Source organism: Shewanella sp., assembly GCF_047975355.1.
In the GTDB taxonomy this organism is placed as follows: domain Bacteria; phylum Pseudomonadota; class Gammaproteobacteria; order Enterobacterales; family Shewanellaceae; genus Shewanella.
On record NZ_JBKEDJ010000005.1, the window covers coordinates 16376 to 28160 of the forward strand.

Below are 11785 nucleotides of genomic sequence, written 5' to 3' on the forward strand. Positions count from 1 at the left end.
TCAGCAATCAAACTCCCCGTTTCATTGACCAAGGACGAATTCCTAACGCCAATAAGCCAAGTAAATACGTCATAGCACCAACAGCAATCAAACCAATCAAAGCCTTAGCACGTCCAACCAACTGCCATTCCAACCACTGGGATTGCGAAGGTAAGAAATAGTACAAGACAACCACCATCAAGGCCGCCGAAACCACGGCTTTAAGGAAAAAGACCATTGTTGGCTTAGAAATTCGGTAGACGCCAGCCTTATGTAAACCGCGGTACAATAATGTGGCATTAAGCAAAGCCGACATTGATGTCGCAATCGCTAAACCAACATAACCAAAGGGAATAGCAAATATTAAGTTAAAGCCCATGTTAGTGATCATGGCAATAATGCCGTAACGCACTGGGGTCTTAGTGTCTTGGCGAGAGTAGTATCCAGGCGCTAACACCTTGATAAGCATAAAGCTGAGTAAACCACTGCCATAAGCCATCAAACTGTAAGACGCCATTTCCACGTCTTGAATAGAGAAAGCGCCACGCATAAACAGCACCATCAACATGGGTTGTGCTAGGACTATCAGCCCCATCATGGCGGGTAAGCCTAGCAAAAGAATCGCCTTAATCCCCCAATCCATTGTCTTACCAAAGCCATCGCCTTCGGCATTCACATGATTGCGAGATAAAGCAGGTAAAATTACAGTACCAATGGCGATACCGAATAAACCGAGTGGAAATTCCAATAAGCGGTCTGAATAGTACAACCAGCTGATAGAGCCCGTCATCAGGAAGCTGGCGATAAAAGTATCGAATAAAAGATTGATTTGTGAGACTGACACACCAAACAGCGCTGGGATCATTAGGGTTCTAATCTTCACCACACCAGCATGATTCCAGCCCCATGACGGTTTAACGAGAGCCTTTTCCCTGAGTAAGAAGGGAATTTGGAATAAAAACTGAATTAAACCGCCACAAAACACACCCCAAGCAAGGGTAATTTCAGGCTGGGAAGAGGTTGGCGCAAAAAACATTGCCGCCGCAATAATAGCCACGTTTAAGAATACTGGGGTAAAGGCTGATACCGCAAAACGCCCACGGGTATTTAAGATTGAACCAGCTAAGGCTGTAAAGGTAATAAACCACAGATACGGGAAGGTAATTTTAAGCACAACCGTCGCCAGCTCGAACTTGGCACCATCGGGCTCGTTATTAAGCCAAGCCACAAACCAGCCGCCACCAAATAAGGCAGACAACACAGGCGACGCGATAACACCGACCAGAGTCACAATCGTCACCAATAGACCTAAGGTCCCGGCCACTTTACTGAGTAACTCGCGAGTCTCGTCTGAAGTGTGTTTTTCTTGATATTCGGTCAGTACGGGAACAAATGCCTGAGCAAATGCGCCCTCAGCGAATAATCGGCGTAAAAAGTTAGGAATTTTATTGGCGAAGAAAAAAACGTCAGCGCTTGTTCCTGCCCCCATCAAATTGGCAACAACTACATCTCGAACTAAACCTAAAACACGAGAAATCAACGTCATAGCACTAACAATCATGCCAGATTTCAATAATTTTTTACTCAAACGTCCCCCAGACCTACATCGAACGGATTAGGTGATTCATCTCAAAAAATCGACTCAGGCTCTGTCACACTGCGGCAATAGCTGTTAGAATTGCGCCACATATTACACGAGTTGGGTTGAAGATAGCCAAGGCGGGTTGAATTAATTTATCTTTATGATGATTATTCAATCATAGTCATTGACAAAGTGACTAAATGCAGGCATATTCCTCGGCCTTTAAAAGTATCAAATCCAGTTTTTAGGAGTTGCACCTTGGCTAATAGCAAGTCTGCAAAGAAGCGCGCGCTTCAATCTGAAAAGCGTCGTCAGCACAACGCCAGCCGTCGCTCAATGTTACGTACATACGTTAAAAAAGTTATTGCTGCTATCAAAGCTGGCGATCACAAAACAGCAACCGAAGCTTTCGCTGCTGCACAACCAATCGTTGACCGTATGGCGACTAAAGGCCTTATTCACAAGAATAAAGCTGCCCGTCATAAGGCTCGTTTGAATGCTAAGATCAAAGCACTTGCTGCTTAATTTTCTTAGTAAATAAAAAAAACCGGCAATTGCCGGTTTTTTTATATCTGATGATTACCATTAATGACAATAAATATTGTTTAGCAAATGGATCATCTCACGCACTTCATCACTCTTAAGCGAATAAAATACGGTTTGCGCTTCTTTGCGTGTGGTTACTAAATTATCTTTGCGTAACCAAGCAAGGTGTTGTGATAGTGCCGATTGACTTAAGCCTAATTTTTTATTCATTTCGCCAACGCACATTTCACCTTCGTTCAATAAATAACAAAGGATAAATAATCGGCGTTCGTTTGCGAGTGCTTTTAATAGCACCACGGCATGGTCGGCTCGCTCCTGCATCAATTCAATATTCATTACGCACTTTTTCTCCTAAAACTAACCCCTGCGCTAATATAGCGTTGCCTTACAGATATAGTCGGGACATAAAGCACACTTTTTGCTAGATTGTTTTCAAAAATGGGACATGCTTAATAAAAATAAAGGAAACCTATGAAATCCTACCAGTCAACACTGATAACAGGTCTATTTATTGGCGGATTGAGCGCCTGCCAAACTCACGTAGAAACACCCGTAAAAAATGAAATTCCCGCTCAATTACAACAAACGGCATTAGCCTCATCCTTGGGATATGATTTAGTCGAATCCCTCACAGTGGAGGTCGGTCCTCGCCTTGCTGGCAGCCCTAAAGATATTATTGCCGTGAACTGGGCGATGAATAAATTAACCAGTCTAGGATTTGATAAGGTTTATAAGGAACCAGTACAGGTTCCAATTTGGGAACGCGGTGAAGCCAAAGCTAAGATAATCTCTCCAGTCGAACAACCATTAGTGATCACTGCGTTAGGTGGCAGTATCGCCACCCCAGCAGAAGGCATTAAGGCTAAGATTGCTCGTTTTGATAGCCTCGAAGCACTTCAGCAAGCAGATGCCGATGAGGTAAAAGGCAAAATTGCCTTTATCGACCAAAAGACAGAACGCCACATCACGGGTGAAGGTTATGGCAAAAGTGTCGGCGGCCGCTCGAAAGGCGCAGTCGCTGCGGCACAAAAGGGAGCCGTTGCAATCGTCATTCGCTCAATTGGAACCGACCATGACCGCATGGCGCACACTGGCGTGATGCGTTATCAAGATGATGTAGCTAAAATCCCTGCTGCGGCGATGTCAAATCCAGATGCAGACTTAGTGGATGCCATGTTAAAACGTGATCCGAATGCGGTGCTCGAGCTGCATATGTCACCAAAGGATTTAGGTACGAATACCTCTTATAACGTGATTGCAGAAGTCACTGGCAGTAGTAAACCTAACGAAATCGTGCTGATTGGCGCCCATTTAGATTCTTGGGATGAAGGCACTGGCGCGATTGATGATGGTGCAGGCGTTGCCATTGTGACGGCGGCAGCAAAACATATTCAAGATCTTCCGCAAAAGCCCGCGCGAACTGTACGAGTGGTACTTTACGCTGCCGAAGAAATTGGCTTAGTGGGAGGCAAAGCTTATGCTGAAGCACACAAAGCCGAGCTACCTCTGCATTATATTGCTGCCGAATCGGATTTTGGCGCAGGCCCGATTTATCAAATCGATACTAAGGTAAATGACAGCGTTTTTGCACAAGTCCAAGAGAGCATAAAGCCAATGACGTTCAACGGTGTCGCCCTTGGTAATAATCAAGCCTCTGGTGGGCCAGATGTCTCCATGTTGCCCGCATTAGGCGTGCCTGTAGCCTCATTAAGACAAGATGGCCACGATTACTTCGATTATCACCACACCCCTAACGATACCTTAGATAAAATCGATCCTAAGGCCCTTGCACAAAATGTGGCAGCCTACGCTCAATTTGCTTATATCATGGCGAACTCAAATATCGTGTTAACACCACTTAGCACAGATTCGAAATAACGATTTACCAATAAGTAAATCGTAAATAAAAAAGAGCAGCCAAGGCTGCTCTTTTTTATTTACGGTGCTACACGTTACTGAGCTTCACGCAAAAATGTTGGTTCGTTAGGTTTACTCGACTCTTCACTGTAGTAATAACCCGCCACATCAAATGCTTTTAATTCTTCAATCGAACTAACTTGCTGGTCAATGATATATCTTGCCATCATTCCCCGTGCTTTTTTGGCAAAGAAACTGATGACTTTATATTGACCATTTTTAAAATCTTTAAAGACAGGAGTGATTAATTGACCTGCTAATTGTTTTGGTTTTATCGCCTTGAAATATTCATTGGATGCGAGGTTAATAATGATGTCATTCCCCTGCGCAGCGACTTCGTTATTTACCGCATCGGTGAGGATATTTCCCCAAAATTCGTAGAGATTCTTCCCCTTAGGATTAGCGAGCGCCGTCCCCATTTCTAAACGATAAGGTAAAATTAAATCCAAGGGACGTAATAAACCATAGAGCCCAGATAAAATGCGTAATTGCGACTGAGTACGTTCGAGCTGCTCTTGAGTTAGTGTATCTGCATCAAACCCTGTGTATACATCACCTCTAAAAGCAAAAATCGCCTGCTTAGCATTATCAATGCTGTAATCGGGTTTCCACTCACCAAAACGCGCGGCATTTAAGCCCGCAATGTTATCACTCACCTTCATTAATGTTGCTATATCACTGGGGGTTAACCGTTGGCAGACTTGGATTAGCTCTTGGCTATGCGTTAAAAAATCGGGCCGAGTGTGAATTTGAGTCAAGGGAGGCTGCTCAAAATCTAGGGTTTTCGCCGGTGAAACCAAAATCAACATTAACACGCTCCAACAAATAAAATACGTCACTATGATACTGAACAAGCATAAAAAACCACGTACAGATGACGTGGTTTTTCCGATAGTGCTAATCAGTGAACTTGAGTTTATCGACTGACAACAGATTCAGCACGGGTCTTTACCAACTCATTTGCGCTAGTATCCTGCCAAATACCATCATCAAGTTGTTCCATTAACTCTGGGAACTTACTGCGGTCGAACTCAGGCATTTTACCGCTCTTAAGCTGCTCACTGTAATCGTTGATGACACGTATCGCCAAACCCGACAACAGCAACAAGGCAACGATATTGACCGTAGCCATTAGCCCCATAGACACATCCGCTAAGTTCCACACTAAGCTGATTTTGGCCACGGCACCAAACATCACCATGCCTAATACACAGAGGCGGAATAACGGCAACGCTTTAGTACTGTTACCCGTTAAGAACATCACATTGGTTTCCGCGTAGGAATAGTTAGCAATGATAGAGGTAAAGCAGAATAGGAAAATCGCTATCGCGATAAAGGCGCCGCCCCAATCTCCAACGTGGTTTGACATCGCATTGATGGTGAGACGAATGCCGTCTTCACTAGAACCGATATCGCCTGAAAGTAAAATAATCGCCGCGGTTGCAGTACAAATAACGATGGTATCGACAAATACTCCCATCATCTGCACAAAACCTTGGGATGCTGGATGGTTTGGATTTGGTGATGCACTCGCCGCAACGTTTGCCGCACTTCCCATTCCCGCCTCGTTTGAGAACAGACCTCGAGCGATACCAGCTTGCATAGCCTGAGCAACAGTGTAAGCAACACCACCCGCTGCGGCTTCTTGCCAACCAAAAGCACTCTTCACAATCAGGCTGATCACGGCGGGTAATTGCTCTAAATTGAAAATCACAATAATGAATGCGATCAAAATGTAAGCCAGCGCCATGATGGGGACAATAAACTCAGATACCCGCGCGACTTTACGTAATCCACCAACAATGACAAAACCACTGGCTAACACTAAACCAATGCCTACATATGTCGGGTTGAAGCCAAACACGCGTTCCATCGCACCGGTAATGGTATTTGCTTGCACCGCGTTAAATACCAGACCAAAGGCAATAATCAGGAAGAAAGCAAACAACACCCCCATCCATCTTTGACCTAGTCCCTTCTCCATATAATAAGAAGGACCGCCGCGGAACTGGCCATTACTATCTCGCACCTTATAAACCTGCGCTAGCGTTGATTCCACCATAGCCGTAGCCATACCCAACATGGCGATTAACCACATCCAGAATACAGCGCCAGGGCCAGCTGAGCCAATCGCAACGGCGACACCTGCCATGTTTCCGGCCCCCACTCGAGCGGCCATACTAGTACAGAATACTTGGAATGAAGACAAACCACTTTCACAGCCTTGGCGGCTCATGGTCATGACTTTAAGAGAGTGTTTGAAATGCGTAATTTGAATAAATACAAGTCGTAAGGTGAAATAGAGACCCGCACCCACCAGTCCGTATACGAGCAATTTGCCCCAGAGCAGTGCGTTCAAAAAATTTACAATGGTTTCTAGCATATTATTTTACTTCTTCCCGTAGCAAATGCCCTCCCCCACCTATAATTAAGCGAGGTGCAACATTTGTGGTGAATGAATCCTTCCAAATAAAGGTAAGAATATCGGTAGATTTATTCTTTCAAATTATCCTTCCGTGAATTTACAACATCACGGCTACCGAATTCAACGCAGCAAAATAGCACAGTATTCGAAATTACTCATGTGATCAAGCCTAGGTTTGCATGGTTAAACAGCAAGAAGCTCACACTCATAAAGCCTAGATAAGTCACTGTTAATACTAAATTAACATTTTGACAAACTTAATCCACATGCGTTAACCACGGACACATGTTTTAAATTTTGGATGTAGAACACATTTTTGAAAGAAAATTACAAATATAGTAACTCCAAGAAAACATAATTCACTTACGTCTGCTCCGATGAGGCTAATATGACGACTACACATGAGATTAATGCTCTTAAAAAGTATGTAAGAGCCACTAACTTCCTCGCTACCTCTCAGATTTACCTAAAGCAAAACGTTTTACATAAGCGCCCACTTGCGCATTCGGACATTAAACCTCGCCTGCTCGGTCACTGGGGGACTTGTCCAGGGATTAACTTCGTATATGCCAACGTCAACCGACTCATTGTAAAACATAATCGTCCTTTCATTTACTTAGTCGGCCCAGGCCATGGTTTCCCCGCAGTACAAGCTAACCTATTTATTGAAGGCTCACTCAGCCACTTTTATCCAGAAACCATTCCTTATAATGAAACTGGTATCGAAGATATCTGTAAGAAGTTTTCGGCAGCCTATGGTTACCCTTCTCACGCAAACCCTGAAGCACCCGGTCAAATCCTTGAAGGGGGCGAATTAGGTTATTCATTATCCGTTGGTTGGGGCGCGGTATTAGACAACCCCGATCTTATCGCAACTGTATTAGTGGGTGACGGTGAATCAGAAACTGGTCCTCTAGCAGCCTCTTGGTATGCTAACCGTTTAGTGTCACCCGCAACCAACGGTGCCGTGTTACCAATCGTGCATATCAACGGCTATAAAATTTCAGGCCCAACCCGTATGGGACGCATGAGCCATGAAGAGCTAGATCTTGAATTCCGTGGCCTTGGTTATCACCCCATTATTGTCGACAGCGAAATGGAAGAAGATATCTACGTCCAAATGACAACTGCGATGGATACTGCTTATAGCATGATCAACGATATCCAAACCCGCGCACGTAAGGGTGAAGATATTGTCAAACCTCGCTGGCCAGTGATTTTAATGCGCACAGCCAAGGGCTGGACAGGTGTGAGCGAATATAACGGTACAAAATTAGAAGGCAACTGCGAATCGCACCAAGTTATCGTCAATAAATGTGCCTCAGATAAAGGTCACCTCATTGCACTGGATAACTGGTTAGCCAGCTATCAGTTTCAAGAGCTTTACCAAATCAATGCACAGGGTGAACTGATTTTTGATGCCGATATTAGCTCACTGATCCCACCTAAGCATTTAGCTTGTGGTCGCCAACATCTCACTTATGGTGGCGAAGTGGTCAGAGCCTTGTCGAATCCTGATCTCGAAAAACTCAGTTATGGCCCAGAAGTTCCACGCGGACACCGTGGTTACTCCATGTTGAAAATGGGTCAATGGATGCGTGATGCATTCAAATTGAACCGTGACCAACGTAACTTACGTATCTTTAGCCCAGACGAAACCTATTCAAACCAACTCCAAGCGGTATTTGAAGAAACCGATCGCGCATGGCAATGGCCAATTGAAAGTTGGGACGAGGATATGTCTCGCGATGGCCGCGTACTCGAATTACTCTCTGAAAACTTACTGTTTGGTATGTTACATGGCTACACAGTTACGGGTCGTCATGGCATGTTCCCAACCTATGAGTCTTTCTCACAGGTAGTGTCTTCTATGGCCGACCAATACTGTAAGTATGTTTACGCCAGTCAAGGGGTGCACTTCCGCAAACCTTTACCCGCGTGCAACGTAGTACTCTCTTCATTATTAGAGCGTCAAGATCACAACGGCTACTCGCATCAGAACCCATCATTCCTTGGTGCAATGTTAGAAAAACATCCGAAGATCATTTCTGCTTATTTACCCGCTGATGCTAACAGCACCTTAGTTTATACCGAACGTGCTTTCGCGGATCGTGACAAACTAAACATCCTCGTGGCAGGTAAAAAAGAACTGCCACAATGGCTAAGTTTAGAAGAAGCACGTAAACAAGCTAAAGACGGCGTCATGGTGTGGGATTTTGCTTCAGATGAAAATCCAGATATCGTGCTTGCAGGTTGTGGTGATTATGTCACTCAAGAATGTATGGCCTCTTTAGTGATTATTCGTGAACTGTTACCTAGAGTCAGAATTCGTTTTGTCAGCGTAACCGAATTAAGCAGCGATGGCTTAGGTAGCCGTAAATTTAAAGAAAAACCATGGATGATGGATGAAATATTTACTCAAGATAAGGGAGTAGTATTTAACTATCACGGTTATCCAAATACGATCAAAAAGTTAATTTTTGATTACAAGGGAAGCCGTCGCTTCAGAATTAAAGGCTATGAAGAAGAAGGTTCAACAACCACTCCATTTGATATGGGGGTTCGTAATGGCACTTCTCGCTATCACCTTGTTATTGATATGGCTTACAAACTATTCCAGCAAGGCGTTATCGACGAAACCAAGCACGTTTCCATTACAACTGATATGTTGCAAAGACTCGTTGACCACCGCAACTATATCAAGACAAACGGTGTTGACCCAGTTGAAATTGAAAATTGGGTTTGGACCCGTTAACCACAAACTCAATTAACAAATTAAAAACAATTTAGGGCATCCTTAGGGATGCCCTTTTAACATCCATTAAAAATAACAACATGCTATTCCATAAAAAAAGTTTGGACTAAGCACTGGAAAAATTTAACAAATGCAGTGATAATTAATCGCTGGCTACAATACCAAAGGATCCCCACACTAAGTGCTAGCAATGTTTTGCATAAAACCTGCAAAGCATATTGGTGGAGAATCATAAACAATGGACTTAGAGAAAATGATGAAGAATACATTAAAAGTAGTTTTGCTTACATCAATGCTTCCACTTGCTGCCAGTGCATCTCAAGAGCTAACACCTTGGTATGTTGGTGCAGGTATGGGCGTTAATAACTATGAACACATTGCAACTGATAACGGCGATGACAACCCATACGCATGGGACATCTTCGCTGGCTATATGTTTAATGACTACTTTGGTGCAGAAATCGGCTATCGTGATCTAGGTAGTGCAGATTGGACCTATGCAGGCATTGGCAATGATGCAGATGTAAAAGGTGCAACTCTTGGCTTAGTAGGCGTGTGGCCACTAGGTAACCGTTGGAGCCTGTCTGCTGAAGCTGGCGCAATGTACTACACCCTAGAAAACAACCAACGCGTTGGTGGCGTATCTAGTTCTTACAGCGAAAACGACTTCGCACCTTACTTCGGTGCAGGTGTAGGCTACAACTTCACCGATAACCTGAAGTTACAAGCTAAATACCGTCGCTATGAAAACTTAGATGATAACGCTGGCGCTAACGCTATCGTTCCAGTAAACGCTGACAGCAACTACTGGGGCTTAGAATTGAGCTACCGTTTCGGAACTCCTGCTGCACCAGTAGCTGCAGCGGTTGTTGCTGCAACGCCAGTTGACTCAGACAACGATGGTGTTTACGACGATAAAGATCAGTGTCCAGCAACTCCAGCAACTCACAAAGTTGACTCTGTTGGCTGTACTATCTATGAAAACGTTAAGAAGCAAGAAGATGTAGGTTCTATCCAGTTTGCTAACGATTCTGCTGTAGTGAAGAAAGAGTACTACAAAGACATCGAAAGACTGGCTAACTACCTGAACAAAAACCCAGAATTCACAGTTGAAATTGCTGGCCACGCTTCTAACGTAGGTAAACCAGACTACAACATGGCTCTGTCTGACAAGCGTGCTGACGCTGTTGCTCAGATCCTTGTTGAAAAATATGGCATTAGCCAAAGCCGTGTAACTTCTAACGGTTACGGTATCACTAAGCCATTAGTGGCTGGTGAAACTAAAGAAGCTCATGCAGCTAACCGCCGCATCGAAGCTATCGTGACAACTACTGAAAAACAACCAGTTCTGAAGTAATTGCGCTATTAAGAATTAAAAAGTCGCTGCTTGCAGCGACTTTTTGTTTTTATAACATCTACACTATGCAATCTGATGATGCTTAGCTAATCGTTGTAATGCAATCACAGCTTTTCGCATGAATACGATATAGTTTTACCATTTTTGTAATTTTTTTACATTGATGGTTGGAAAAGTTGGCAAAATCGCTTCTAATAGTCATCAGTTCATTTCTGAGTTTAGACCGCTATCTGAGAAGGATGTTTTTCATGGCAAATACATTAGAGCAACTCAAGTCATACACTACTATTGTGGCCGATACTGGCGATATTGAAGCAATCAAACGCTATCAACCAGAAGACGCAACCACAAACCCATCACTCATTTTAAAAGCAGCTCAAATCCCCGAGTATAGCGCTCTAATCGACAATGCCATTGCATGGGCTAAATTACAAAGTGCTGATATTGAGCAACAGATTGATGATGCCAGCGATAAACTTGCTGTGAACATCGGTGTCGAAATTCTGAAACTGGTTCCAGGCCGAATTTCAACCGAAGTGGATGCCCGCTTATCCTTCGATAAAGAAAAATCCATTGCTAAAGCGCATAAGCTAGTACGTCTGTACCAAGAAGCTGGCGTGGATAAATCTCGAATTCTGATCAAATTAGCCTCAACCTGGGAAGGCATTTGTGCTGCCAAAGAATTAGAGCAAGAAGGTATCAACTGTAACTTAACTCTGCTGTTTAGCTTTGCTCAAGCGCGTGCTTGTGCTGAAGCTGGCGTGTACTTAATCTCGCCATTCGTTGGTCGCATCCTCGACTGGTACAAAAAAGATACAGGTAAAGACTATGACGCAGTAAACGATCCGGGTGTCGTTTCTGTGACTGAAATTTACAATTACTACAAACAGCATGGTTACAAAACTGTAGTAATGGGCGCAAGTTTCCGTAATATCGGTGAAATCATCGAATTAACGGGCTGTGATCGCCTCACTATTGGCCCTTCATTACTCGAAGAGCTGGCCAACTCTCAAGTCGCTATTCAACCTAAACTGCTCCCTACCAGCACCACAATCTCTGCGGGTGAACCTTTAACCGAAGCGCAATTCCGCTGGGACTTTAACCAAGATCCTATGGCAGTCGACAAGTTAGCAGAAGGTATCCGTAACTTCGCCATCGACCAAGGCAAACTGGAAGTCATGCTTAAGGCAAAACTGGCAAACTAAGTATCTTCGGAGACGATTC

9 protein-coding genes are annotated in these 11785 nt (G+C 44.0%); 5 read left to right on the top strand and 4 right to left on the bottom strand.

The genetic code is table 11. The annotated features are described in order from the left end of the window. Positions 1–7 precede the first annotated feature (7 nt). Positions 8–1567 carry a murein biosynthesis integral membrane protein MurJ gene (gene murJ / locus ACK5NH_RS02535; RefSeq protein WP_416917664.1) on the bottom strand — a complete coding sequence of 520 codons (1560 nt, stop codon included), beginning with the start codon at positions 1565–1567 and terminating at the stop codon, positions 8–10. A gap of 252 nt (positions 1568–1819) precedes the next feature. Between murJ and rpsT the strand changes: the two genes are divergently transcribed. Continuing rightward, on the top strand, positions 1820–2086 hold the full coding sequence (gene rpsT / locus ACK5NH_RS02540; RefSeq protein ID WP_011623708.1) for a 30S ribosomal protein S20: 267 nt from the start codon (positions 1820–1822) through the stop codon (positions 2084–2086). A 60-nt stretch (positions 2087–2146) separates the two neighbouring features. Here rpsT and ACK5NH_RS02545 read toward each other — a convergent pair whose 3' ends face one another. Then, on the bottom strand, positions 2147–2443 hold the full coding sequence (locus tag ACK5NH_RS02545) for an ArsR/SmtB family transcription factor (protein ID WP_006084975.1): 297 nt from the start codon (positions 2441–2443) through the stop codon (positions 2147–2149). Positions 2444–2578: 135 nt separating this feature from the next. On the opposite strand from ACK5NH_RS02545, the gene ACK5NH_RS02550 reads away from it, so the two are divergent. Beyond that, positions 2579–3985: a M28 family metallopeptidase gene (locus tag ACK5NH_RS02550; protein ID WP_416917665.1), complete on the top strand. Its 1407-nt coding sequence runs from the start codon at positions 2579–2581 to the stop codon at positions 3983–3985. A 74-nt stretch (positions 3986–4059) separates the two neighbouring features. Here the strand turns inward: ACK5NH_RS02550 and yaaA are convergent, their stop codons facing one another. Beyond that, the gene (yaaA, locus tag ACK5NH_RS02555) at positions 4060–4833 is read right to left on the bottom strand and encodes a peroxide stress protein YaaA (RefSeq protein WP_416917666.1); all 774 of its coding nucleotides are present in this window, start codon (positions 4831–4833) and stop codon (positions 4060–4062) included. Between the two features lie 107 nt (positions 4834–4940). Beyond that, entirely contained in the window at positions 4941–6407 is a 1467-nt protein-coding gene (locus ACK5NH_RS02560) for an alanine/glycine:cation symporter family protein (RefSeq protein ID WP_416917667.1), read from the bottom strand. 430 nt (positions 6408–6837) lie between these two features. On the opposite strand from ACK5NH_RS02560, the gene ACK5NH_RS02565 reads away from it, so the two are divergent. The 3 genes from ACK5NH_RS02565 (at position 6838) to tal (ending at position 11766) form a co-directional block, all read left to right on the top strand. Continuing rightward, a complete protein-coding gene (locus ACK5NH_RS02565; RefSeq protein WP_416917668.1) occupies positions 6838–9204 on the top strand; it encodes a phosphoketolase family protein in 2367 nt (788 codons plus the stop codon). A gap of 238 nt (positions 9205–9442) precedes the next feature. Then, positions 9443–10561, top strand: a complete 1119-nt coding sequence (locus tag ACK5NH_RS02570) for an OmpA family protein (protein ID WP_416917669.1) — start codon at positions 9443–9445, stop codon at positions 10559–10561. Between the two features lie 248 nt (positions 10562–10809). Further along, positions 10810–11766 (top strand): transaldolase, encoded by a 957-nt coding sequence (tal, locus tag ACK5NH_RS02575; RefSeq protein ID WP_416917670.1) that lies wholly within the window; start codon positions 10810–10812, stop codon positions 11764–11766. Positions 11767–11785: the final 19 nt, after the last annotated feature.